Annotated in this window: 21 protein-coding genes; 11 read left to right on the top strand and 10 right to left on the bottom strand. The window is 43.8% G+C overall.

Annotated elements, in window-relative coordinates; all coding sequences use genetic code 11:
* Window positions 1-106 precede the first annotated feature (106 nt).
* The 3 genes from FC51_RS04105 to FC51_RS04095 are packed head-to-tail and all read left to right on the top strand — an operon-like array spanning window position 107 to window position 4654.
* Window positions 107-1756: an alpha-glucosidase gene (locus FC51_RS04105; protein WP_057910904.1), complete on the top strand. Its 1650-nt coding sequence runs from the start codon at window positions 107-109 to the stop codon at window positions 1754-1756.
* 4 nt (window positions 1757-1760) lie between these two features.
* Entirely contained in the window at window positions 1761-3239 is a 1479-nt protein-coding gene (gene gtfA, locus FC51_RS04100; RefSeq protein WP_057910903.1) for a sucrose phosphorylase, read from the top strand.
* Between the two features lie 29 nt (window positions 3240-3268).
* A complete protein-coding gene (locus tag FC51_RS04095) occupies window positions 3269-4654 on the top strand; it encodes a glycoside-pentoside-hexuronide (GPH):cation symporter (RefSeq protein WP_057910902.1) in 1386 nt (461 codons plus the stop codon).
* Window positions 4655-4811: 157 nt separating this feature from the next.
* On the opposite strand, the gene FC51_RS04090 is transcribed toward FC51_RS04095, so the two are convergent.
* The 4 genes from FC51_RS04090 to FC51_RS04075 all read right to left on the bottom strand — a co-directional run bounded on the left by FC51_RS04090 (window position 4812) and on the right by FC51_RS04075 (window position 10487).
* Window positions 4812-5987, bottom strand: coding sequence for a mandelate racemase/muconate lactonizing enzyme family protein (locus FC51_RS04090; protein WP_057910901.1), 1176 nt, complete (start codon window positions 5985-5987; stop codon window positions 4812-4814).
* A gap of 20 nt (window positions 5988-6007) precedes the next feature.
* Window positions 6008-7066, bottom strand: coding sequence for a lipoate--protein ligase (locus FC51_RS04085; RefSeq protein ID WP_057910900.1), 1059 nt, complete (start codon window positions 7064-7066; stop codon window positions 6008-6010).
* Between the two features lie 10 nt (window positions 7067-7076).
* Window positions 7077-8717 carry a peptide ABC transporter substrate-binding protein gene (locus FC51_RS04080; RefSeq protein ID WP_225355061.1) on the bottom strand — a complete coding sequence of 547 codons (1641 nt, stop codon included), beginning with the start codon at window positions 8715-8717 and terminating at the stop codon, window positions 7077-7079.
* 231 nt (window positions 8718-8948) lie between these two features.
* Window positions 8949-10487: an ABC-F family ATP-binding cassette domain-containing protein gene (locus tag FC51_RS04075; protein WP_057911101.1), complete on the bottom strand. Its 1539-nt coding sequence runs from the start codon at window positions 10485-10487 to the stop codon at window positions 8949-8951.
* A 171-nt stretch (window positions 10488-10658) separates the two neighbouring features.
* Here FC51_RS04075 and FC51_RS04070 point away from each other — a divergent pair, with 171 nt between their 5' ends.
* Entirely contained in the window at window positions 10659-11012 is a 354-nt protein-coding gene (locus tag FC51_RS04070) for a VOC family protein (RefSeq protein ID WP_057910899.1), read from the top strand.
* A 2-nt stretch (window positions 11013-11014) separates the two neighbouring features.
* Complete coding sequence (locus FC51_RS04065) at window positions 11015-11689, top strand: CPBP family intramembrane glutamic endopeptidase (RefSeq protein WP_057910898.1); 675 nt, start codon at window positions 11015-11017, stop codon at window positions 11687-11689.
* A 59-nt stretch (window positions 11690-11748) separates the two neighbouring features.
* On the opposite strand, the gene FC51_RS04060 is transcribed toward FC51_RS04065, so the two are convergent.
* Together FC51_RS04060 and FC51_RS04055 are read right to left on the bottom strand one after the other, a co-directional pair.
* Window positions 11749-12105, bottom strand: a complete 357-nt coding sequence (locus FC51_RS04060) for a YxeA family protein (protein ID WP_057910897.1) — start codon at window positions 12103-12105, stop codon at window positions 11749-11751.
* Between the two features lie 77 nt (window positions 12106-12182).
* A complete protein-coding gene (locus FC51_RS04055) occupies window positions 12183-13367 on the bottom strand; it encodes a DUF2075 domain-containing protein (RefSeq protein WP_057911207.1) in 1185 nt (394 codons plus the stop codon).
* Window positions 13368-13504: 137 nt separating this feature from the next.
* Here FC51_RS04055 and FC51_RS04050 point away from each other — a divergent pair, with 137 nt between their 5' ends.
* Window positions 13505-15073 carry an amidohydrolase gene (locus FC51_RS04050; protein WP_057910895.1) on the top strand — a complete coding sequence of 523 codons (1569 nt, stop codon included), beginning with the start codon at window positions 13505-13507 and terminating at the stop codon, window positions 15071-15073.
* 238 nt (window positions 15074-15311) lie between these two features.
* Here FC51_RS04050 and FC51_RS04045 read toward each other — a convergent pair whose 3' ends face one another.
* Complete coding sequence (locus tag FC51_RS04045; protein ID WP_057910894.1) at window positions 15312-16022, bottom strand: alpha/beta hydrolase; 711 nt, start codon at window positions 16020-16022, stop codon at window positions 15312-15314.
* A 267-nt stretch (window positions 16023-16289) separates the two neighbouring features.
* On the opposite strand from FC51_RS04045, the gene FC51_RS04040 reads away from it, so the two are divergent.
* Window positions 16290-17336 carry an SGNH/GDSL hydrolase family protein gene (locus tag FC51_RS04040; protein ID WP_057910893.1) on the top strand — a complete coding sequence of 349 codons (1047 nt, stop codon included), beginning with the start codon at window positions 16290-16292 and terminating at the stop codon, window positions 17334-17336.
* Between the two features lie 71 nt (window positions 17337-17407).
* Here the strand turns inward: FC51_RS04040 and FC51_RS04035 are convergent, their stop codons facing one another.
* Window positions 17408-17788 carry a hypothetical protein gene (locus FC51_RS04035; protein WP_057910892.1) on the bottom strand — a complete coding sequence of 127 codons (381 nt, stop codon included), beginning with the start codon at window positions 17786-17788 and terminating at the stop codon, window positions 17408-17410.
* Window positions 17789-17970: 182 nt separating this feature from the next.
* On the opposite strand from FC51_RS04035, the gene FC51_RS04030 reads away from it, so the two are divergent.
* Window positions 17971-18876 (top strand): restriction endonuclease, encoded by a 906-nt coding sequence (locus FC51_RS04030; protein WP_057910891.1) that lies wholly within the window; start codon window positions 17971-17973, stop codon window positions 18874-18876.
* Window positions 18877-19060: 184 nt separating this feature from the next.
* On the opposite strand, the gene FC51_RS04025 is transcribed toward FC51_RS04030, so the two are convergent.
* Window positions 19061-20215 carry a hypothetical protein gene (locus FC51_RS04025; RefSeq protein WP_057910890.1) on the bottom strand — a complete coding sequence of 385 codons (1155 nt, stop codon included), beginning with the start codon at window positions 20213-20215 and terminating at the stop codon, window positions 19061-19063.
* Window positions 20216-20261: 46 nt separating this feature from the next.
* Entirely contained in the window at window positions 20262-21440 is a 1179-nt protein-coding gene (locus FC51_RS04020; protein WP_057910889.1) for a hypothetical protein, read from the bottom strand.
* 406 nt (window positions 21441-21846) lie between these two features.
* Between FC51_RS04020 and trpX the strand changes: the two genes are divergently transcribed.
* From trpX to FC51_RS04005, 3 genes are read left to right on the top strand one after another with little or no spacing between them, the layout of a single operon-like run.
* A complete protein-coding gene (gene trpX / locus FC51_RS04015; RefSeq protein WP_057910888.1) occupies window positions 21847-22848 on the top strand; it encodes a tryptophan ABC transporter substrate-binding protein in 1002 nt (333 codons plus the stop codon).
* On the top strand, window positions 22845-23744 hold the full coding sequence (locus FC51_RS04010) for an ABC transporter permease (RefSeq protein ID WP_057910887.1): 900 nt from the start codon (window positions 22845-22847) through the stop codon (window positions 23742-23744). The genes trpX and FC51_RS04010 overlap by 4 nt, the downstream gene beginning before the upstream one ends.
* Window positions 23737-24510: an ABC transporter ATP-binding protein gene (locus tag FC51_RS04005; RefSeq protein WP_057910886.1), complete on the top strand. Its 774-nt coding sequence runs from the start codon at window positions 23737-23739 to the stop codon at window positions 24508-24510. The genes FC51_RS04010 and FC51_RS04005 overlap by 8 nt, the downstream gene beginning before the upstream one ends.
* Window positions 24511-24592 lie beyond the last annotated feature (82 nt).

Below are 24592 nucleotides of genomic sequence, written 5' to 3'. Positions count from 1 at the left end.
AAAAATATTTTATGGAAATTTATGTCAAACGATTGACACATGAACATGTAAGCGTGTATCATGTGTTTTGTGAAAGGGGTTTCAAAAACTGTGAGAGGTGAGCACTTTGATTAACAATCAACAAAACCCAACCTGGTGGAAGAACGCCGTTGGTTATCAAATATACCCGAAAAGCTTTTATGACAGTAATAGTGATGGCATCGGCGACCTTCAGGGAATTATTCAAAAGATCCCTTACATCAAGTCACTTGGCGTAAACTTCGTTTGGTTATCACCATTCTTCGCTTCACCAAACGTCGATAATGGTTACGATGTGTCAAACTATGAAGATGTCGATCCTCAATATGGCACATTGGATGACACATTCAAAATGATCGATGATTTTCATCGAAACGATATTCGCGTCGTCTTTGACCTCGTCATCAACCACACATCGGATCAGCATCGATGGTTCCAAGAAGCTAAGAAATCCATTGACAATCCCTATCATGATTTTTATATCTGGCGCAAAGCTGATAACGGCAAGCTGCCTAACAACTGGGTATCACTATTCGGTGGCTCAGCTTGGGAATACAACCCGGCAACTGACGAATATTACTATCACTTATTTGCCAAGCAGCAACCTGACTTGAACTGGGAAAATCCCAAGGTTCATCAAGCAGTCATGAAGATCATTGATTGGTGGGCAGCTAAAGGCGTTGATGGCTTCCGGTTGGATGCCATCTCACATTTGAAGAAAAATCAGTCATTCGCAGATGTCGCAGACCAAGAAGATGCCATGAATAACGTGCCAGGCATTGACAAACTGCTCGCTGAATTGAGCGCCGACTTCAAGCGCGACCATCTCATGACTGTCGGAGAAGCTGGCGGGGTCCCTGTTCGTCGGGCTCAACAGTGGGTCAATTCAAAAAACGGCTATTTCGATATGATTTTTCAATTTGATCACGTTAGCTTTTGGGAAAAGTTTACGGTTGGTCAAGTCGATGTTGCTCAACTACGCCAGGCGTTATCCAACTGGCAGACCGGTTTGGAGGGAATCGGCTGGAACGCCTTATTCCTGGAAAATCATGATTTGCCCCGAGCGGTTTCATATTTCGGTAATGACACAACCATGCGCAGTCAAAGCGCGACCGCACTTGCGATGATGTACTTTTTGATGAAAGGCACGCCATTTATTTACCAAGGTCAAGAGTTGGGCATGAGTAACGTTGATTTTGAAACGATTGATCAGTACCGCGACCTGGATTCCAAACGCTTTTATCGTGAAGAACTACAAAAGGGCGCGACCAAAGCCCAGACGTTGTTTAAGCTTCGCAGCAAGAGCCGCGATAATGCCCGGACACCCATGCAGTGGGATCGGACGTCAACCGGCGGCTTTAGCAGCCACAAACCGTGGATTGAAGTTAATCCCAACAACGTTGAAGTCAACGTCGAAACCGAGGAAACCAACGCCAATTCAGTCCTTAACTTCTACCGAAAATTAGTTGAGCTAAGACGGCATGATCCGATTTTACTCGATGGCCAGTATGCGTTAGTCAATACCAACGACCACCAGTTATACGTTTACACCAGAGAATCCGGACGCAGCGGCTACTTAATTATCACCAATTTAAGTGATCAATCCGCCAGCTATCAGGTTCCGGATACTTATCAAAACCTCAAATTAGTTCTCACAAACGATTCAGAAAAACAACGACCGGCTTCCATGAAGCTCCAGCCATGGTCAGCCTACCTGTACAAATACGAAAGGAATTGATCCTATGAAATTAAACAACAAAGCAATGCTCATTACTTACCCGGACAGCTTGGGAAGTAATCTCAAAGATCTTCAAACCGTTTTGGAAACCCATTTAAAAGGTGTTGTCGGCGGTGTTCATTTACTCCCCTTCTTCCCATCTTCAGGTGACCGTGGCTTTGCGCCAATGGATTACACTAAAGTTGATGAAAAATTTGGTAGCTGGGATGACGTCAAGAAGTTGTCAGAATCTTACTACCTGATGTTTGACTTCATGGTCAATCATATTTCCAAACAGTCAAAATACTTCAAGGACTTCCAGGAAAAGCATAATGATTCAGCCTATCGGGACTTGTTTATTCACTGGGATGAATTTTGGCCAAAGGGTCACCCTACTCAAGAAGACATTGACCTGATTTATAAACGTAAGCCAAAGGCCCCGGTTCAAAGCGTCAAATTCGCAGACGGTCAAACAGAAGAAGTTTGGAATACCTTCGGCGAGGATCAAATTGATTTAGACGTCACCAAGCAGGTTACCAAGAAGTTTATCAAAGACACGCTCAACTTCTTGATTGATCACGGCGCTTCAATTATTCGCTTGGACGCCTTCGCTTATGCAGTCAAAAAATTAGGCACCAATGATTTCTTCGTTGAACCCGAGATTTGGGACTTGTTAAAGGAAATTGACGGCATCACCGCCCCTCGTGAGACGACACTGTTACCAGAAATCCACGAAAACTACCACATTGTTCGAAAGATTACCGATCACAACTACTTCAGCTATGACTTTGCGTTACCAATCGTCACACTCTACAGTCTGTATTCGGGAAAAGCCGATCGCCTGGTTGGTTGGCTGAAAAACAGCCCAATGAAGCAATTCACCACACTTGATACCCATGACGGAATCGGCGTGGTTGATGCGAAGGATATTTTATCCGATGACGAGTTGGATTACACCAAGGCTGAAATGTATAAGGTCGGCGCCAACGTCAAAAAAGTTTATTCAAGCACCGCTTACCATAATCTGGACGTTTACCAAATCAACACCACTTACTACTCTGCTTTAGGCAACAACGATCACGCCTACCTATTAGCCCGGGCCATCCAGGTATTCGCACCAGGAATTCCACAGGTTTACTATGTCGGCTTGCTGGCAGGTAAAAATGACTTGGATCTCTTGGAAAAAACCAAGGAAGGCCGAAACATTAACCGTCACTATTACTCAATGGCTGAAATTGACCGTGAAACGCAACGTCCCGTTGTTGCCGCCCTCTTCGATCTCCTCCGTTTCCGTAACAATAGTTCCGCATTTGATTTGGATGGCGCGATCGATGTCAAGCAACCAAGTGAAAATGAAATACAAGTTACCCGTCAATCAGCTGATGGCCAAACTTCAGCAACCTTGACCGCCAACTTGAAAACACAAGAATTTACAATCACCGAAACGACGCCAAATGGTGAGACAACCGAGATTTTAACAAGTAATTTAGCAGCCGTTAAATAAGCACCAACAAATCGAAAAGAGGATTAAAAATGAAAATGACACAAACATTGCCTGCGGGTTCCGCAACACTTACAAATGCTGAGAATATTACTAATAAAGAACGCTTGAGCTACGGCGCATCTGACTTTGCCTGCAACATCGCCAATGGAATGGTTGGAACCTACCTTATGTACTACTACACCGATGTGTTTGGCCTCGCAGCCGGCGCGATCGGAACCCTGTTCTTCATCGCCAGAATCGTGGATGCAATTTCCGGCCCCACTTGGGGAATTATGATTGACCGAACGCATACCCGTTGGGGCAAGAGCCGACCATTCTTCTTATGGTTCTCGATTCCCTACGCCATCTTCTTCATCCTGGCGTTTACAGCCGTTCCACTCGGGCCGATCGGTAAATTAGTCTGGGCATACGTGACCTACATTGCCATTGATATCCTGTATTTGGGCATTAACATCCCGATTACATCGATGCTGCCAAGTTTAACTGCTAGCCCTCAGGAACGGGTTCGTTTCAGTACCGTTCGTCAGGTGTTGGCCACCGCTGGTGCAACGCTGATTTCAATTATGGTCTTACCAGCTGTTTCCTTACTTGGTCAAGGCAACGATAAGAAGGGCTTTCTCGTGACAGCCATTCTGGTCGCAATTGTAACCGCATTCTTGCTATTATTAACCTTCAAAAACACGCGTGAACGTGTCCATCCCCGTCACCAGGAAAAGCTGTCTCTTAAGGAATCCGCAAGGGCCCTTAAAGGTAACTGGCCTTGGATGATCATTTCCTTAATGTATTTCTTCTTCTGGATCGGGATGCAAACCAAGCTTCAAGTAACGGTTTATTTCTTCAAATACAACATGCATAACGCCGATTTGGCATCGTTCATGTTGGGCCTGCAAGCTTTATCGCTTGTCGTGATTGTCTTCACGCCGTTTCTTACCCGTCACTTCGGCAAGAAGGGCACCATGGTCATTGGCTTGGGCCTCTGTGTTGTCAGCCAATTGATCCTAGGTATCGGTGCCAAAATGATGAACGTGCCAATCTTGGCTGGTGCAACGATTCTGGGTTACTTTGGAAATGGCTTTTTCGCCGGACTACTGCCCGTTATGCTTGCTGACACCGTCGATTATGGTGAATGGAAGAACGGAGTCCGTGCCGAAGGATTGGTCACTTCATTTTCCGGAATCGCTTCTAACTTAGGCATGGGAATGGGCGGTGTCGTTACCGGATTCCTGCTGAGCATGAACGGCTACGTCGCTAACCACGCCCAAACTGCACAAGCGCTTAATGCAATTGAAATGAACTTTGTCTGGGTACCATTTATTGGATTTGGGATTGGCTTGATTTTGATGTACTTCTACAAGTTTGATAAAATGCAACCTCAGATTGAAGCCGATTTAAAAGAACGCCATGCAGCTGCTTAATTCAGCTACATCAATATAAAGAACCGCCATATCAGGATTGCCTTCTGATGTGGCGGTTCTTTGTGTGTCACTTGATCTGCCTAGTTCGACCGAATGATGCTTCGAATGAGCGTAAATAACAGTTGTTGATCTCTGTCCTCGATATTTCCTAAATACACTATTGAATCGTCTCAATCTTGGCCTGTTCGATTGCGCTTTCACTCAACTCCTGACCAATTCCGGGCCGATTTGGAATTTCAAACCAGCCGTTCTTAGGTTCGTGACGATACTCACCCGAATCAATATTGGGCGTCTTCAACGAAATTTCGTGGTGTTCATGGATTAATGCGTTGGGAATCACCGCCTCGAGTTGAAGCGCCGCTGCCGTAGCAATTGGACTCCCACAAACATGAAACTGCACACTGACATCTTCAGTTGCTGCCATATCGCTAATCTTCTTACCTTCCGTGATGCCACCGCAAATACCTAAGTCCGGTTGCACGACGCTTAATGAACGGTTCTTTAAGAACGGTCGAAATCCATACCGAGTCGTCAACCGTTCCCCGCTGGCCAGTGGGATTGACGTCTTTGCCCCAATCCGTTTCGTTAACTCGGGATTTTTGGGAGAATTCGGTTCCTCCATGTAATAGATGTTCAAAGCCTTGACTTTATCCGCAAACTGAATTGCAGAATTGACATTCAGTCGGGCGTGACATTCCAAAATAATGTCGGTAGTGTCGCCAACTGCTTTACGAATTGCTGCAACTCGGTCAAAGAACAACCCCATCTCCGACTGACTTAATAGTTGCTTGTCGTGAATGCCGAGTTGGCCATCTTCTTGAATCATAAACGGATCGACCTTAACTGCGGTATATCCTTCAGAAACAGCTTTGGTGGCAGCATTTGCATACTCATCAGGTGTTGTCAAAAATTTGACATGGTCTTCCCAACCAAATTGCAGTTGGCTGGCATATGCACGGATACGAGAACGAGTTTGACCACCCAATAGCTGATAGACCGGTACCTTGAAGTACTTGCCTTTGATGTCCCAAAGTGCCGTGTCAATTGCACTGACCGCAGAATAGAAAACTACTCCGCCGCCTTTTCCCCAGAACGTATCCTGGTATAGGTGATCCCAAATGGCTTCAGTCCGCATCGGATCCCAGCCAATGATTTTCTGTGACAAATCCTTTAGACTGCCAACTGCTCCAAGTTGACCACTGCCATATGCAAGCCCGGCCTCACCAAACCCAGAGATCCCAGAATCTGTGTTGACTCTGATAACCACGGGGTGCCAAGCCGGCATTAAACCAAACCATTGAAGCTGAAAAATATCCATACTGGTAATTTTCATACGACCCTCCTTAGTCTGCATTACAGACTTTCATCACGAGCAGGGTCGACCATCAGCTTTGCCAGGGCACTAGGCTTAATGTTCCCCAAATTTACCGATAAATTTGCCCCACCAAACGCTTTGGTTAAATCTTCAAACGTCAAACGGGTACCATTAATTGCCGACTCAATTGTCTCCAAGTCGCCTGACGTCTGCAAAAAGTCCCCGTAAATTTTGGCGCCTGTCACCCGATTGTCCTTGACGGAAAATCCAATTCCCACCGTTCCAAATCCTTGAAAGTACGCATCCCGATAATAGTCGTGGCGGTCATTTCCGGCGTACACCCATTGTTTGGTGCCGTATTTGCTATGAGCCAGTTCAACGACCTGCTGCCAATCGGCTTCAGTTAACTGATACGTTGGAATTTGCCCGATGTTACCCGTGTGAAAGACATGCTCGAGTATGAGACGCTGAACTTGTTCGATGGAAATGCTGCTGTATTCCGGACTAAAGAATTGGCGGATATTCGTGACTCTGCTGTGAACAGACTGGACACCCTTGGCTTTTAACTTTGCTTTCGTCGGTTTCAACACTCGGCTTGCGGATTGTAAATCCACATCAATCATCAAAGTCCCACCATAGGAAACCCGATTGCCAATTTTAGAAGCCGACATTCCTGAAAACTTCTTGTTATCGACAGTTAAATCATTGCGGCCATTGGCTTTTGCGTGAACCCCGAGAACCTGCATGGTTTGTAGGATTGGTTGGGCGTATTTTTTGAAATCAGGGTGTTGAACTGACCGTTCTGTATCAATAAAGACATAAGTTAAATTGCCAGGATCAACGTACACCGCCCCACCACCTGATCCTCGCCGAACCAAATCGATGTTGTGTTCGTTAAGGTAAGCCATATCAACTTCAGAAAAGACGTTTTGATGGACGCCGCAAATTACAATCGGCTTTTGCGGGTGGTAGAAATAGATCAGCGAATCCGAAAACTCGGTACTTTTTTCCAAATACTCCGGAAAGGCCTGTTCAACCGTTGAATCTTCAAATAAGCCAGTCCGTTTGACGTATCTAAATAGTGAATAAGTCCTCACTTCTTTATCGTTACTTTTTAATATACATATACTTATAATTCCACTGTGATCCGGTTGTGTTATGAGTAATCCCGTGAAGATATGGTCGTTTCAAGTACAGATTATAGTTCTGGAATAATGGTGTTGCCCCCTGTTGTTGCATGATAATCTTTTCAGCCTTCAGCATCTTATTCCAGCGAACAGTCGGATCGGCGTTGTTTGTATAAATTGACTGACTAATCAGCTTATCAAATTCTGCATTGCTCCAAGAACCATGGTTCATTGAATTCTTGCTCATCATCGGTTGTAAGAAAGCTGTTGGGTCGGCAATGTCGGCACCACGGCCGGTGATATAGGCCTCAAAATCTCCAGAAACACCACGCGCGTATTGAACTTCTTGCGGAACGGTTTGTAGATTAATCTTTAATCCAGGCAGTTGCTTTTCAGCCGTTGATTTAATATATTCACTGACCTTCTTAACGTTATCAGCATTGGCGACCATCAAATCAAAGGACAGCTTCTTTTGACCAATTTGTTTGAGCCCTTTTCGCCAGTAGTCCTTCGCCAACTTGGGATTATAGGCAACCCCTTCGCCACCGTACTGCTGGGAAGCAAAATCTTTGTTGTTGGCAGGATCATAGGCCAGATACTTGGTTACGAATCCAGTTGGTTTAAGCGATTCACCTTTCAATAAGTTATTTGAAATTTGACTGCGGTCAATCGTCAGTGAAATTGCCTTGCGAATATTGACGTTGTTAAAAGCTTTTCTCAATGTTGGATTTTTAATTTTTTGATTGTAAACCAAATAGTTCATGTAGGAATACGGGCCGTGGTACAGGTCTTTGCTATTCTGATAATGGCTGACCTGGTCCCCAATTAAAATCGTAAAATCCAGCTTCTTTGCCTGGTACAATGACAAGCTGGTCTGCGGATCATTCACATAATTCATATGAATCGTGTTCATCTTAACGTGCTTTTTATCCCAATAATTTTGATTCTTCGAAAATGTCCAGGTATTTGACTGTGGACTCCAGTTCTTGATGACGTACGGTCCTGAAAAGACGGTTTTGCTGGCAGCTTGACCGTAACTGGCACCATATTTATTGACAACTTTCTGATCCTGCGGTGAAAATGCCTGGTAGGTCATCAGCTTGGTGAAGTATGCAATTGGCCGGTCCAAGTGAACCACAAACGTTCGCTTGTTGGGCGCATCGACGCCAAGTGCAGTTAATGGAAGCTTACCAAAGTTCACCTTCTCGGCATTTTTAACCCCGTCAAACAAATAAGCATGGGTTGACTTGGTCTTGGGATTAAGGGTTCTTCTCCACGAGTAAACGAAGCTTTGCGCGGTAATCGGATCCCCATTACTAAACTTGGCGTTCTTTCTGATGGTAAACGTATATGTCCGACCATCTTTTGAGACAGCGTACTTACTTGCCAGTGCGGGAATCGGCTTGTGATTCTTGTTCATGTACAACAAACTGTCATATAAATTCCCCGCATTGTCAAATCCCTGTGCCTTGGAAATATCCAAGGTGATAATGGAATAGTTGGCCGACAAGCTGGCCGTTCGCACTAACTTGCCATTATCTTTAGACTTGCTCTGATTCGAACAGGCAGCAAGCGCCCCCACGCTCATGATGCCTGCAGCTAACAGGACTATTTTCCTCAAATAATGCTTCATAATGATGACATCTTCCCTTCAAATAATGACTGTTACCGCTTACAATGACAACTTGAAAGAAGTTCAAAGCACTCGCTCGTTCACGGGAGAACGTGACGTACTTTGAACTTTTAATTCGCACCTATCTTACAACAGGTTGACCCTGTAAATCAAGGAAAATTTTTGGAGCAAAAAATACCACACAAGTACAAATTTGTGTGGTATTATTATTTTATCTTTTTATGGTTCTTCTCGAATAACCGGCTTTTCTTTCAAGCTCAATTGTTCAACGTTCAACACTCTGTCAACCAAGCCATCATAAAAACTCGACTCATGGCTGACGATGATTAAGTTACCTGGGAAACGGTCAAGCGCCCGTTTCAAAGCTTCCTTGGTTTCTTCGTCCAAATGGTTGGTGGGCTCATCCATGATCAAGAAGTTGCTGGGAACGAATTCCATCATCGCCAACTTAACTTTGGTTTGTTCGCCACCAGAAAGTTGACCGATTGGCTTGATCGCATTTGCAGCATCCAACCCACACTTGGCAAGCTTGGTCCGAATGGTCCGCTGATTTAACTTGGGAAATTTATCGGAAATGATCTGCATTGGTGTCATCCGATTGTTGTCCCATTGAAGCTCCTGACTGAAGTAACTGATGTGAGACGATGGTGAAAATTTAGCCGTTCCACCCTTAGCAGGTAATTGTCCAAGGATTGATTTAATCAAGGTTGACTTTCCAACCCCGTTAAACCCGGCAAAGCCAAATTTTTCACCCATCGAAATCGTAAAGGTCACCGGCTTTAACAACGGCTTGTTATAACCGACCGATAAATGATCGACCGTCAGCGCTTCATGCGAGCCGGTTTCTTCATACGGAAAGTTGAAAGTTGCCTTAATGTTTGTTGAAGGCGGATCAATCTTATCCATATGCGCCAGCTTTTTCTCCCGCGATTTAGCCATCGTTGATTTGGAGCCGGCCTTGTTCTTACGGATAAACCGCTCGGCCTTTTCAATTTCCACTTGTTGTTTATCGTATTCACGCTGTTGGAAGTCTTCTCGTTCTTCTCGTTGGCGCATCGCTTGCTTGAAGCTGCCACGATATTTAGTAATTTTTCCAAACGCAATATTAATAATACAGTTGGTGATCTTTTCCAAGAAATCGTAATCATGGGAAACGACCAATGCTGCCCCAGTGAAGCCGTTTAGATAATCAACCAGCCAGTCAATTTGGGCAGTATCCAAATAGTTCGTCGGCTCATCTAACAGAATAACGTCAGGGTCAGCCAACAACATCTTGGCCAAAATAATCTTTGAACGCTGACCACCAGACATCTTCCCAACCAAATGATCACGCCCGATATTATCAAGCCCAAGGCCGGTGATAGTTTGTTCGATTCTGGTATCAATATTATAGAAGTTACTGGAGTCCAAAATATCTTGATACTGTCCAGCCCGCTCTAATAACTTGTCATCTGCTGTTTTGGCATATTGATTATACAGTTCATTTAATTGGTCACTCGTTTTGTATAAATCAGCGAAAGCCGTCCGCAAAAAGTCGATCATTGTCAGATCGCCTTGCACATCGGCATACTGGTCCAAATAACCGATTTTAATATTTTTCTGCCACTTCACGTCTCCAGAAAGGGGCAGTTCACTTCCGGTAATAATCTTAATCAGAGTTGATTTTCCAACCCCATTTTGACCAACCACGCCCATGTGCTCGCCTTTTTCGAGCGTGAATTCAGCATCTTTATACAGATCTTTCTCGGCGAAACTCATTGAAAGATTTGATACGGATAATAATGGCAAAAAAGTTCACTCCTTAATTAATTCGAAATACTACATACAAATTGTTACGTTACGCTTGTTTCCTATAGTAGTCAAACTAATCGCGCGAAGAATTCGGTTTGGTATATAATAGAAACACTACTTTTAAAGGATGATTATAAGATGAATATCAGAGAAATTGAGTACATCACGATTCCCGTTTCAAATTTGGAAGTCAGCTTGCGCTTTTATCATGAAGTCTTTGACCTGCAAATTGTTGATTTGCCAAATGGCGACAAGGGTGCCGACATGCACAAAATGTTTTTGGACTTCCACGAAGAAAAACAGGTTGAGCATCCAATTTCATTTGGCTTAATCGCCAAGGATAAGATGGAAGATATCAAAGCGCACCTGATTAATTATTTTGTGGACATCGTCAGCGAACCCACAGAAAAAACTGAAGTAAGGAGAAACGTTAACTCAATTACGATTTTAGATCCCGACAAAAACCGGATTGAAGTTAATGAATTCAAATAGCGATGATCACAACCAGGTATCTCACAACTAAATCACTCCAAATCTTAAAATTCGTGGGGTTTCTGGCAGTATACATTATTGCCGAATCGGTCTTTGAAATCGCCGGTACGTACATTAAGGATCCCCTGCGTGCCCGACACGTGCTGGGGTTGGCTCTGGTCTTAATTGCCGGTGCTCTGGCGTTGATCGGGTGGCGGTATGGGAAACAACTGGCTGCCTATAATCCCCGCAATTTTGGTAAAACGCGGCCAACAATGAAACGAATTGCCCAATTACTGTGGATTTTCATCTTGATGACAGCCATCCAGATCTTCTGGCAGTGGCTGATTTCAAAACATCTACTGACAATTCCAAGTAATCAACAAGCCGTCAACGCTGCCGAAATGCGAATGCCCATGTGGAATATCTTTTTCGGCGGAATTCTCGCACCAATCTTTGAGGAACTGATTTTCCGTGGCATCTTCATGAATTATTTCTTCAATAAAGACAATCGTCTGAGCAATATTTTAGCCGTTGTCATTAGCGGATCCATTTTTGGGTTCGCCCATGAAATGAGCTTTGATTTTACTTGGATCATGTACTCGTTGTTAGGCTGCTGCCTCTCATTTGCATACATGCACTTCCGAGACATCCGGTACAGCATCGCCTTACACATGATGAACAATCTGATTCCATAACGTCAAATATAAACGAGGCTTAAACGTGAACAATTACTCACGTTTAAGCCTCGTTTGGATTATTGGTTATCTGCTAATTTAGGTTGAATATTTTTAGGAACCTCTGAATACGGGATTCCCTCGTAGTTCACGACATTTTTGGCTCTTGAATAGCCGATCTTAATGTAGTGACCCTTCGTAAAATACTTGCCGGCCATCGCACCAACCTCTAGTGTCTTACTTTGACCGTCTTTGTTATAAGCTTTAATCAGGTAATAATGCACATCCGGATTACCTTTCGGTGACTTTTCGGTGCGCTCCAAGTTCCCTACCCGACCATAGTATGGAATCGTCGAATAATTGTGGTGATACCATCCGCCACCAATCGCACCTAAGGCCACGATAACTGCCAGAATGATAATTGTTCGCTTTTTCATTGATAATCTCCTCATGTTGCATCTTATGAACAAACTATATCTAATCTATATGACCCTGTCAATTGATTTGCCGCCCATCACTTCGGCATCATTTGTTCCAAGTAGCTTTCAAGTTTCGGGTCATGGGCATGCAAATACATTCCCTTAATCCCTCGGCGTAATAAAACATTTAAAGAATTCCTCAAGAGTTCAACCTTACTTTGCTCATAATCTTCTGGCGACATATCAGCACGATGCTTAAAAATCTCAACATCGGTTACCTTACTGGGGTCAACGCCCAAACGATTGTCGGCCGTCAGATAAAACGGCGGCCCAATAATAATGCCAATGTAGTTTAGATCAAACCCCTGAACCGTATAAATACTGCCGACTTCATCAATTGTTTGTGGCTGTTCAGCCCACGGCGTGCTGGTAAAGTTGTACTGATCCCAAGGTTGTTGAAAATTCCCCTCATTGACCAAATGCTTGCCGCCGTCCAATGTTGACGGATATCCGCTGGTTGACGTCATCCGCGATAGGCCATATTTGGCGTTTTTCTTGATAATCGTTTGAAACATTTTCTGGGCATCCGGAAATATTTGAAAATCATAATCGCCAATCTCGACTGGAACCGGAGAAATAACGTCGCCATCAACAAAATGATCCAGCCAATCCATTAATTTCGGGCCGGCCTGCATTCTAAATTGTTGCTTTAAGTGCACCAATTCGTGTGGATATGCGGCAATCAATTTCTCCAATCGTGATTTGTTCCAAAAACTTTTTGTCCGCAACACCTGATGGGGATCGAAGACAACAATTGTCACCCGGCTCAAATTGATAATGTCCTGGAGCTGATTGTTACCATAGTAATTGTTGTAGTGGTCGGGCTTGCTGAGCAGCAAATGAGCTTCGTCAACCACCGTTAAATTCACCTGTTTGTCCTGCTTATGCATTTGATTAATGAAGCTGGTTGGGCGCTGATAATACTTCTTCAGCATATGCGGTGTCTGGCCTGCCAACTCACGATACACTTTCAGCAGTTCCGGATGATTGACCAAGAAGTAGGCATCATCGACTTCCTGCGCCAGTTCCGTGAATAGTTGGTTCAAAATCAAGCTCTTGCCGGTGCCGGCATCTCCCATCAAAACAAAGACGGCATGGCCAGCTTCTTTTAAGTGCAGCCTGGCAAAGGCATCGATTTGTTTTAAGACCTGCTGTTGATGAGTCGTTAACTCGATGTTTTTTGAAAATGCATTCAGCGTATGTGACTCCAAAGATTCCATGGGATGGCTCCTCTCGAAAATTCTCAATGTTTCAATGATAACTTTTCTCGAAGTGAATTTCCAGAGAGATAGGGCTTGCAATCGCTCCCATTTTTCATGAATAATAGAGGTAAATACATCCAACGAGGAGAATTCAGATGCCCACTTTCATAAATGGAAAAATATTTGTCGGAACAGACCCCACCTCATTTGTTTCCGCGATGAAAATTGAAGCTGGTCAGGTCACTTGGACAGGCGAATCAAGTGAAGTCAATGATCCTGACGCCATTAACTTAGAGGGAAAGACCGTCCTGCCCGGATTAATCGATGTCCACACGCATCCCAAATACATTGCCGATGCGCTTCATGGCGTCGCCTGCACGCCGCCAAACGTCAATAGTATCGAAGAGATGAAAGCCGCCCTCAAACAATCCCCCGCTTTCGGCAAAGGCCCTGCAACTTGGATTGAAGGCTGGGGATTTGACGAAACCAAGTTAGCCGAGCACCGAACACCAACGGTTGATGACCTTGATGCCGTCTCGACGACCCAACCAATATTTGTCTATCGCTCGGATTGTCACTCGTCAATTGGCAACTCAAGAGCTTTGGCACTCGCAGGGATTACCGCAAGCACTCCAGATCCGGTTGGTGGCTTTATTGGTCACTTCCCGGATGGCCACCCCAACGGTTACATGAAAGAAGTCGCTGCAACCCAACTGTTGATCCAGGCCAAATCAGCTCAGAGTTACCGGGCAGACGTTGATAACATGACAAATAGTTCGGCCCATTATTTAGAAAACGGCATTGTCGCCATCGGAGAAATGATGGGTCGAACCCAACCATATGACTCACTAGAGTTGTACCAGGATGCTGTAAAAGACGAATTCAAGCCTAAAGCCTCCATTTACTATGTCTATGATGAAGTTGCTGGTCAGGGGCGTTTAACGCCGACAGATGACCCACAGCTTCGAATCGCCGGCATCAAAGTCTTCATGGATGGCAGCATCTCAGGGGAAACTGCTTATAACAGTGTGCCTTATCCAAGTGGTATTCAGGGTGTCTGCCTGACGGACGCCGATAAGCTCAAACAAGCTGTTGAATTTGCTCAAAGCAACCACCTCCAAGTCGCCGTTCACGCCATGGGTGATGCTGCGATTCAACTCATTTTAGACGTCACCGATCAGATGACCCCTTGGCTAACGGATTGGCCGTCGATTCGCATCGAACACGCTTCAATCTTGTCAGACGCAATGCTCAACCAACTCAATCACGCCAGAATGAATTACGCCTTGGTCACGCAACCGATTTTCTTTTTTGCTGAAGATGAGTCGTACCGTCATTTCTTATCGCCAGAGCAGTTCAAGGAAGCCTACCGGGTCAAATCTATGATTAAGTCCAAAGCGGCGTTTGCTTTGAGTTCAGATGCGCCATGTACACCATGGGCCGAGCCGGACAGTCCATTTGTTAATATTTACGCGGCAGTCACACGCAAAGCATCAAACGGTGACGTGGTGAACGCCAACGAGGCAATAACCGTCCCGGAGGCTGTTTTGGCGTACACGAACTGGCCCGCTAAAATTGGCGGCTTTTCTTCAAATGGTCAGTTAACACCTGGCTGTGCCGGTGACTTTGTCATCTTGGACCGTGACATTTTTTTAGTGCCACACGATGACATCAAGGACGTCCGGGTTGTGCAAACTTGGATGGCCGGCAAACGGGTTTATTAAAATAAACAAATAGCACTTATCCATCTACACCACTTAGAGTTCTAAACAACTCTGGTTGGCTTTCAAGGATAAGTGCTATTTTATGGGGTTTATAAGGTGCTCATAAATTAGAGCGTTACTGAATTATTCGATCAAGCCTTGGTAATGGTTAACGTTCTCTAGCAGCAAAAAAAGCCGCCCCCAATCCGATTTTTCAGATTGGAGGCGGCTTTAAGATCCACTTAAGCTGAGAAACTTATTATAATGACTGTAACCATTCAAGGCACAGCGGGAACCACTTGGCAAAGTGGTTATCGGTGCGGTCACGGTTGACAACACCAACAAATTTGTTGGCTAAGCTGAAGCCATGTCCGCCGGTCGCAAACAAGTGGACTTCAAAGTTAACGCCATTTTTGTACAATGCTTCAGTGTAAGGATAAATGTGGTCAATGTATGGTGCCAACTCATCCCCACGGGCACCAAAGATGAAGGTTGGCGGTGTATTCTTGGTAACTTGTTTGGTAACATCCTCACTTTGGATCCCAATTTTTTCATCCAAAGCTTGAGTCAAAACTGGGTAGCCTAAGATTGCAAATTTGGCCTTAGTGCCAGATTGGTTAGAGTACGCAGCGGCGAGCTGTCCGCCGGCTGAAAAGCCAATGATCCCAAGTTTCTCAGGATCAACATTCAGATCTTTGGCGTTCTTCGTGATATAATCAAAAGCTAAATCAATACTTTGTTTGGCATCTTGATAATTCTTTTTTTCATTAACTGGGTACTCCACCACAAATGCTTGATAACTTTTCGTCAAAAAAGTCAGCGCAACGCGTGCAGCGTCCCGTTCTTGAAATGTCTTGTAACTTCCGCCCGGGAGGATTACAATGCCCGGTAAAGCAACGTCACTATCGGCGTCGTAAATGTCCAATTTGATATCTTTTTCTTTATCAAATACAACTTGTTTAAAATTCATACAATCACCTCTTCTTCTATGATAAGTGGTGAGCGGAGAAAATGCTATTGGAAAAATCAATTATGCTGGCCGCTTGCCTTGCTCGCCATAGCCTAAGGTTAACTCATCAGATTTTTTTATTTGCTTATTGCAATTTTTTATAAACTTCAAAACTTTTTTGTCGTATAATTAGAAAGTTAACGGTGGATATATTATTATGGATACGAGGGAAGTGCCCATCATAATTCGGTTCCTTTCTAAAGATCATTTTTCTGAGGAGAATATTTAATGATTAATTTTTTCAATAAACACATCAAGCTGTTTTTTGCAGCCTTCGTTGTGGCGTCAGTTTCATTTGGGATTTATAGCCACCCTACCGCAGACAAAGCAAGTGTGCAGGTCGAATATATCACTCAGACACATCCCCATGCCTTTGCGCTCAAGAAGAACGCAAAATTGTATACGGATGTTCATCTTGGAAAGTCGGTTTCTGCTAAACAGTTTATGAAGACCGCTTGGTACAGAAGCCAGGCTGCCAAGTTGATTTATGGTGGTAAGACCAAGGTTGTTTATCGCCTGACCAGTGCCAACCAAAAGTATAAATTCTGGGTTTTAAATTCCCAAGTAACGAATATCACGTCTAAGTCATATAACGTTAAGCTCGCTCAAGCTGGTAATCAATACAGCGGCAAGAAGATCGGCGTGTTTGGCGACTCCATTCCTGCCGGCTGGGACGGCTATCACTTCTATTTGAATAGTTCCTATCCGGATTGGACAGCCAAGTACTTAGGGACCAACACGAAAGTGGAAAATTTCGCCTGCCCAAGCGGTCGAATTGTTGGTCATCGGTATGCCTATCTCGGAACCACATTAGTGCCCCAAGATTTATCGGCAGCGATCAGGGCTCACAAAAGTGACATCAAGAAAATGAATATCATTTTTGTCCACATCGGCACCAATGACTACACCAACTATTCAGGCTCCGGTAGTTTGCAAAATGTCATGCGCCACTTACGATACAACATCAAGCTAATCAAAAAGTTGAATCCATCTGCCAAAATTTACGGTATCCTGCCAATTTCAAGATACGATGCGAATGGAATGAACCGCAATAATATGGCAGATATGTACGGATACACCTTCCATGACCTAAGAGCAGCTGAAGCAAAGCTCTACAAGTCAATGGGTGCCACAGTGATCAACTTCCAGCAATTTGCCCCAAACGTGATCACTGATACCAACAAGGACGTCACTTTAAAGGATCACGAAATTCACCCGACTGCCCAGACAGCTCAGAAGCTGGGGTATGCGTTGGCGAAGGAAATTGTTAAGTAAGAAATATGATAATGCAACACAAAGAATGCTCATTTGGTCAAATTTGGCCAGATGAGCATTCTTTGTGTCGTCTATTTGTGGTAAAAATGCAAGTTGGAAATATCATAACCAACGACCAATCGCTGACTACTTTTGAAATGCAACCCAATCGGTTCGTAGGTTCCATTAACAGAAATCGTCCCATAGTTATGATGGCCATCATTGACATACTTGTACTTAATCCATTTTCCACGCCCATTCATATCATTAAAATAACAATAATGCTTGTGAACACTTAAATAGAACATTCTCTTGGCTGAATAGCGATAACGCCAGTGATGCCGAAACCGTTTGGGCATCGTAACGAGCCGCGAAGCTTCAACAGGCTGAATCATCGAACCAACGTCTGCTATTGCTGAGGAAAAAGCCAAAGTTGATACTAAAACAAGCATCAGTTTATTTCGAAATTTCAATACGTATTCCTCCCGATAATTGAATCTTTCCGACCTTCCAGTCGCATACATTATACTTCTAATAATGAACTCTTTTAACCAGTTTCTAGGCATTAAAAGGAATATACTGTAAGAAATTGCTTTAAATCCATTATTTCAAATGGTAAAATTATGGGATAATATTTTAAATTAGGAGAAAATAAATGGTTAAATACAAACGACGATCAGCTGAACGCGCAATCCTACGGGCACTTAAGAATCTTGGAGGATCTGCTTCCCGGGACGCCTTGAGAAATTCAATTGCTAACGATAAGAATAGTGGATTTACATATGAAGAGGTTTTCAATAGTGTAACTTCTAAAAATGGCGGAAAATACAATCCTTTTTTATTCGACTTTAACTTTGGTATTAACAATTTGTATGCGACTGGCTATGTAGAACAACCCCAACGTATGAAAGATATCATCCTCACCGAACAAGGACGATTAAGAGAACCGATCAATTTTCCAACGGAGAAGGAACAAGAAATTATCGATCGTTACTGGAAGAAGCGGATAGCGATCAATAAGGAAAAGAAAAAGGCAAAGGCTAAAGAAGTGACGGACCCAGTTGATGATAATACCGATGATGATGCAGTTGATAACGACAGTTGGAAATCCGAGTTAATCGATCAGCTCAATGCTTTCACTCCCGGAAAATTTGAAAGCTTTTCTCGCCTACTGATTTCCAAAATGGGTGTTCGAATTGACGATAAATTAGGTAAAATCCAGTCTAGAGACCATGGTATTGATGGATTTGGTTATTTTGAGTCAGATGAATTTAGAACCACCCGAGTTGCGATCCAATCCAAAAAATTTGCTAACAATCCGGTTTCAGAACCTGATATTGACAAATTTAAAGGCGTCATGGATAGTTTCAACGCCGAATATGGCATCTTCATTACCACCAGCCACTTCACTGATTCTGCCAAAGAAAAGGCAGTACAAGGCTCCAAGTCAGTCACGTTGATTGATGGCAGACGGGTTGCAGAACTCGTTGCTAAATATCAGCTTCATGTCACCCCTGTTGAGACTTTTACTTTGGATGATTATTATTTCCAAAAAGACTAATTATTTCCAGTCATGCAAAACTCCCTCTTAACACAACAAGCTTTCCTTATTTGCTTGTCACCTTAAGAGGGCGCATTTTTGATACAATTTAACGTCTACACAACAAAATAGTTTAGATTGATCATTCAATAACAAAGTGCCAACCCAAATCGAATTTAAGTTGGCACTTTTTCAGCAAAAAATTCTAATTATCAACCCGTCCCAAAATAAACACATATCCATTCCAACGAGTCGCATCCCCGCTTTCTTCTTGATAGCCACTGATATTATTGACAATTTGGATGCCAAGTTTATAACCAGACATTGAGGCCCGCTTGCTTGCAGTATAGCCTTCTTTATCAAGCAGCTGTTTAATGCCAGCCAATTTAGTGGCGTTGGATGCTTTTTCATGAGCATACAGCCACTTTTGAATGGTTGTGAACGCCTTGATGTCAGTGTAGCCCTTCTTACTGATGGGATTAGGATCACCATCGACGTCATTGTTAAAGGTGTCATAGTTATAGGCAGCAATCTTAGACAACCCTAGATCAATCGAACTGTTGGGAAACAGCTTAACAATTTTTCTGGCCAGCTTTTGCTTCTTGCCGCGTTGGATGTAATTGTTGTAATCTGCGCTGTCAGTGAATTGATTGATACTTGTATACTCAATCTCCGGGTAGTTGGTATTGTGACCGGCTGCGACCTGTGAAGCAGCAACATATCCAGAAGTGCCCTTTGTCGAATTCCCGTCTGGTCGCATATTAACGTAGTAGTAAGTACTTTGTTTCTTATTATGCAGCATGGTTACCGTTTCTGAACGATACATGTTGGCACCAGGATAATTTTTTACATTCGCCCGTTTCTTGGTATGTCGCCAATTCCAGATGTAAATATTTTGTTTGGGGTTCTTAGCATGAAATGTTGCTGACTGATTCCCCCACTTCTCTTTGATAATTTGATAGCCGTAAGGGCTGAATCCCTTGATTAATGCGCTGGAGCGAACCCATCCCTGATAGCCATTATTCCGATCGGCCACGTAGTAGTAAATAGCGCTCTTGAGCTTATGATACACTCTGGCCTTTTTCTGGATAAACAACGTCACGCCTTTTAACTTGGAAACTCTATAAAGCCGCTTTTGAAAGTCTTTTTGCTTGTCACTTGGATAACGTTTTGCTGTCCAAATAGAAGCTTTGGACTTCAAGTTCGTATGGTAGGCATTCTGTGGCAAATCATTTGAGTAAGTATTGAGAACCTTAATCCGATAACCGTTGTGTGCGGCTTGTGCTGGTTGAGGACTAGCAATAAACAGGAGCCCAACAAAGGCTGCCAACACACCAACGAGCTTAATCATGTTTTTCATATGTAACCATTCCCCTCTACTTTTTACGTTAACGATTTTAACAATATTAATTGTTATCAGGTTTACCTAATATAAATGTATAGCTGTTCTTGCGGCCAAACAAATCATGTTCTGGATAATTAAAAGCAATGTTATTGACGATTTGGATGCCCAGATTGTCATCGGAGAGTGACTGCCACTTGCTGGCGGTGTAACCTTTCTTATCCAACAGTTTTTTAATTCCAGCAATCTTAGTTGCGTTGGAGCTCTTTGAATGAGCATACAGCCATTTCTGAATGGTCGGGAACGTCTTGATATCAGTATACCCTTTAGTACTGATTGGGTCTCCTTCTGAGTTCATGCTTTCAGTGAAATGATCGTAATTTTTTACAGCAATCTTGGACAGTTCCAAATCCGGTTTGGAATTGGGAAAAAGTTTGAGAATTTCTCTGGCCAATTTTTGGTTCTTTCCAGTTTGAAGGTACTGATTAAAATCAGTGTTATTAACAAAATCATCAATTGGAACATAGTTCATACCGGTATGATCAGGATTTAGGCCGCTTGTAATTGCAGCTGCCGGAACATAGCCGTGAACGCTGTTGGCAGTCCCATTCAGTGAACCAACCAGATAAACATATTTTGAATTCTTACCATTATGGCGCATGACAACGTCAGCGGTCTTGGCAAAGTTTGCGCCAGGATAATGCTTTAAATTAGCGACCCGTTTGGTATGGGTGTAATTCCAGACGTAAACATTTTTCTGTTTATAAGCAGATTTAACATGGAAAGAATCGTACTTGCCGTACCATTTAATGCCGGTAATTTGATAACCGTAAGGGCTGAATCCCCGCTTTAATGCATTGGTTCTGACATAGCCCACAACACTGCCATACCGATTGTTAACATAATAATAAGTTGCGCTCTTCGAATGTTGATAAATTCGGACCTTGGTTTGAACAAACCAGGTTGTTGTCTTGTAACTGGAAAGCTTAATGCCTTTTTTATGAAAGACAGACGACTTAATCTGTTTTGCATTGACACTGTCAGGATTAACCCACAGCGTCGCTTTTGTTCCCGGCTTTGCGTGAAAAGCAACATTTGAACCGGAATTGGTTTGGATCCGATACGTTTTCAGCGTTTTCACGCGATAATTACTGTGAGCAGCCCGCGCCGACTGTGGGCTGGCAACCATTGCAAATGCCACGAACGCAAGCAGGATGCCAACAAACTTAACAATTTTTTTCATGAATGAACCCCCTCTTTCACTAACAGGATATCATGAATAAGTTACCAATCGGTTAACTCAAAATGACACTGTCATAATATTCTCAGATTCAGACATTGACGAACCAGAAACAATCATATAAAATTAAATGTATTCTACTACGAAAGGAAAGATTGCTATGAGTTCACTTGTTAATCGCAGTTGGCAAAGCCGGTAACAAGTCACATCGATACAGATGCGACTTGATCTTAAGCATGCGATCATGAACGCATCTGTACCGGCAATCTTTCGGAAAACGAACGGTCTGTACAGATGATTCCGGCAGGCCGACTTATCACGAGCATTTCGGTTGGGCAGACTGGAATGCTCGTTTTTGTTCGTATTAATTTTTTAAATAAAATCATTGAGATTGAGGGAGACGGTAATTATGAAGAAAAAATATTTAATTTCAGGTGTCATCGCTGTGTTAATCGTGATTTTGGGCGTCGCATTTGCTCAGGGGAATCAGAAACAAAAGACCCAGGCCAAGCCGACCGTTGGGATTCTTCAATTAATGTCACATCCAGCGCTGGACGCCATCCACAAAGGAATCATTCACGGACTTGAAGAAGAGGGCTACACCCCTGGCAAGAACATCAAAATTGATTTTCAAAATGCCCAAAATGACCAAAGTAATTTGAAAACAATGAGCACCAAATTTGCCAATGAGGATGCAGACCTGTCCATCGGAATTGCAACCCCATCGGCCCAGGCTTTGGCAAATACGATTACCCATAAGCCTGTCATCCTCGGTGCCATCACCGATCCAAAGGGCGCCGGCCTCGTTAAAAATAACAACAAGCCCGGTGGCAACATCACCGGTGTTTCCGACCAAGCACCACTTAAAGAACAACTAGGCTTGATCAAGCAATTCATGCCTCACATGAAGACATTAGGAATCATTTACACATCAAGCGATGACTCCGCCGTCGCCCAATATAAGATGTTCGTCAAAATATGTAAACAGGAAAATGTTCGTTTGAAAGCTTACTCAATCGCTAATACCAATGATTTAACCCAAGTTGCTGAACAAGCCGTTCGTTCGGTTGACGCGATTTACGTTCCAACCGATAACACCATTGCCGGTGCGATGCAAACGCTGGTAGGAGCCGCAAACAACGCAAAGGTACCCGTCTTTCCGGCCGTTGACACCATGGTTAAACAAGGTGGTGTTGCAACGTATGGAATTGACCAATACAAATTGGGAGTTGCAACTGGTAAGATGAGTGGCCAGATCCTCAAAGGAAAGAAGAAGCCTGCCACCACACCAATCAAATTCTTCCGTTATGGAAAATTGATCATCAATGAAAAACAAGCGCACAAGTTGGGCATCAAAGTTCCTGCAGCACTTTTGAAGAAAGCCCAAGAAAAAGGAGAATTGATTAAATGAGTATTATCGTATCAGCAATCGGCCAAGGATTAACTTGGGGGATCGTCGGCATCGGCCTATTTCTCACCTTCAGAATTCTTGATTTTCCCGATATGACCGTTGAAGGCACCTTCCCGATGGGTGCTGCCGCCTGTGTGGCCGCAATTTATTCAGGCGCTTCCCCACTGGTTGCAACCCTAATCGCTTTTATTGCCGGCATGCTGGCTGGCTTGGTAACGGGACTGCTGTACACTAAAGGAAAAATTCCTGTGTTATTAGCAGGAATCTTGGTAATGACCGCTGCTTACTCCGTCAACCTACGGATCATGGGCCGTGCCAACCTATCATTATTTGATAAGCCAACAATGTTGAAGAACCACTTCCTGGAATCACTGCCACCTTACTTTGACAGCGTCGTTCTGGGCATCATTGTGGTCGCAATTGTGACTGCCCTGATTATCTACTTCTTGCAAACCAATTTGGGCCAAGCCTTCATTGCGACTGGGGATAACCCCAACATGGCACGCTCACTTGGCATCAGTACTGATGCGATGCAAATTATGGGACTCGGCGTTTCCAACGGTCTGATTGGCCTTGGTGGTGCTCTGGTGGCCCAAAATAACGGCTTTGCCGACGTTAACATGGGAATCGGCGTCATCGTGGTTGCCTTAGCCTCAATTATCATTGGTGAGGTTGTCTTTGGTGATTTGACCATGAATCAGCGGCTGATTGCCGTCACGATCGGAAGTATCCTGTATCGGTTTGTCATCTTACTTGTTCTCAAGTTGGGCTTCAACGCCAACGACTTGAACCTGATTTCAGCAATTGTTCTGGCCCTCTTCATGATGTTCCCAGTGCTGGAGAAACGTTTCCGGATCCGCCATACTTTAGCAAAGGGGATGACCAAACATGACTGAGCCAATCTTTGAGTTAAAAGATATCGTCGTCACCGTCAATCACGGAACGCCGGAGCAAATTAACATCATGGATCACGTTAACTTGGCGATTTATCCCGGTGACTTTGTGACAATTCTGGGATCAAACGGTGCCGGAAAGTCGACGTTATTTAACGTCATCGGAGGAAATATTCCCGTTTCGGAAGGTCAAATTCTACTTAATGGCAAAGACATCACTAATATGTCCGTGGAACATCGCACCCGCTTTTTAAGCCGCGTTTTCCAAGATCCCAAAATGGGCACCGCCCCACGAATGACCGTTGCCGAAAATCTCTTATTATCCGAAAAGCGCGGTCAGCACCGTGGCTTTGGTTCAAGGCATCTTAAAGCCCACATGGACAAGTTCAAGGAGATTACGTCCGTTATGAACAATGGTCTGGAACACCGGTTAAATACCGCCACCGGCAAATTATCAGGTGGGCAGAGACAGGCGCTTAGCTTCTTAATGGCAACAATCAAGCGCCCTGAGATTTTATTGTTGGATGAACATACCGCTGCCTTAGATCCCCAGACCTCTCAGGAACTGATGACCGCGACCAACGACCAAATCACACAAAACCACCTCACCTGCTTGATGATCACCCACCATTTGGATGATGCTTTAAAGTATGGAAATCGATTAATCGTCCTGGATAACGGAAAGATCACCTACGACATTGCAGGCGACCAAAAGGATAACCTGACAAAGGAAGAATTATTGAGCTTCTTCAACGATATTGAAGAGTAACGCACAAACTCATTTATAATCACAACGTCAATTGGAGGTTGGGTCAAAAGTGTCAACTTTTGACTCAGCCTTTTTTGATGTT

The sequence above is a fragment of the Lentilactobacillus parabuchneri DSM 5707 = NBRC 107865 genome (assembly GCF_001435315.1).
GTDB classification, from domain to species: domain Bacteria; phylum Bacillota; class Bacilli; order Lactobacillales; family Lactobacillaceae; genus Lentilactobacillus; species Lentilactobacillus parabuchneri.
The sequence above is the reverse complement of the archived record's forward strand: the minus strand, read 5'-3'. Positions and strand labels throughout refer to the sequence as shown.

Excerpts from the sequence above, each read along its gene's own strand:
- gtfA (WP_057910903.1), top strand. The coding sequence starts at position 1,761 with ATGAAATTAAACAACAAAGCAATGCTCATTACTTACCCGGACAGCTTG.
- FC51_RS04095 (WP_057910902.1), top strand. The coding sequence starts at position 3,269 with ATGAAAATGACACAAACATTGCCTGCGGGTTCCGCAACACTTACAAAT.
- FC51_RS04090 (WP_057910901.1), bottom strand. The coding sequence starts at position 5,987 with ATGAAAATTACCAGTATGGATATTTTTCAGCTTCAATGGTTTGGTTTA.
- FC51_RS04075 (WP_057911101.1), bottom strand. The coding sequence starts at position 10,487 with ATGAGTTTCGCCGAGAAAGATCTGTATAAAGATGCTGAATTCACGCTC.
- FC51_RS04070 (WP_057910899.1), top strand. The coding sequence starts at position 10,659 with ATGAATATCAGAGAAATTGAGTACATCACGATTCCCGTTTCAAATTTG.
- FC51_RS04065 (WP_057910898.1), top strand. The coding sequence starts at position 11,015 with ATGATCACAACCAGGTATCTCACAACTAAATCACTCCAAATCTTAAAA.
- FC51_RS04060 (WP_057910897.1), bottom strand. The coding sequence starts at position 12,105 with ATGAAAAAGCGAACAATTATCATTCTGGCAGTTATCGTGGCCTTAGGT.
- FC51_RS04055 (WP_057911207.1), bottom strand. The coding sequence starts at position 13,367 with ATGGAATCTTTGGAGTCACATACGCTGAATGCATTTTCAAAAAACATC.
- FC51_RS04050 (WP_057910895.1), top strand. The coding sequence starts at position 13,505 with ATGCCCACTTTCATAAATGGAAAAATATTTGTCGGAACAGACCCCACC.
- FC51_RS04045 (WP_057910894.1), bottom strand. The coding sequence starts at position 16,022 with ATGAATTTTAAACAAGTTGTATTTGATAAAGAAAAAGATATCAAATTG.
- FC51_RS04040 (WP_057910893.1), top strand. The coding sequence starts at position 16,290 with ATGATTAATTTTTTCAATAAACACATCAAGCTGTTTTTTGCAGCCTTC.
- FC51_RS04030 (WP_057910891.1), top strand. The coding sequence starts at position 17,971 with ATGGTTAAATACAAACGACGATCAGCTGAACGCGCAATCCTACGGGCA.
- FC51_RS04025 (WP_057910890.1), bottom strand. The coding sequence starts at position 20,215 with ATGAAAAACATGATTAAGCTCGTTGGTGTGTTGGCAGCCTTTGTTGGG.
- FC51_RS04020 (WP_057910889.1), bottom strand. The coding sequence starts at position 21,440 with ATGAAAAAAATTGTTAAGTTTGTTGGCATCCTGCTTGCGTTCGTGGCA.
- trpX (WP_057910888.1), top strand. The coding sequence starts at position 21,847 with ATGAAGAAAAAATATTTAATTTCAGGTGTCATCGCTGTGTTAATCGTG.
- FC51_RS04010 (WP_057910887.1), top strand. The coding sequence starts at position 22,845 with ATGAGTATTATCGTATCAGCAATCGGCCAAGGATTAACTTGGGGGATC.
- FC51_RS04005 (WP_057910886.1), top strand. The coding sequence starts at position 23,737 with ATGACTGAGCCAATCTTTGAGTTAAAAGATATCGTCGTCACCGTCAAT.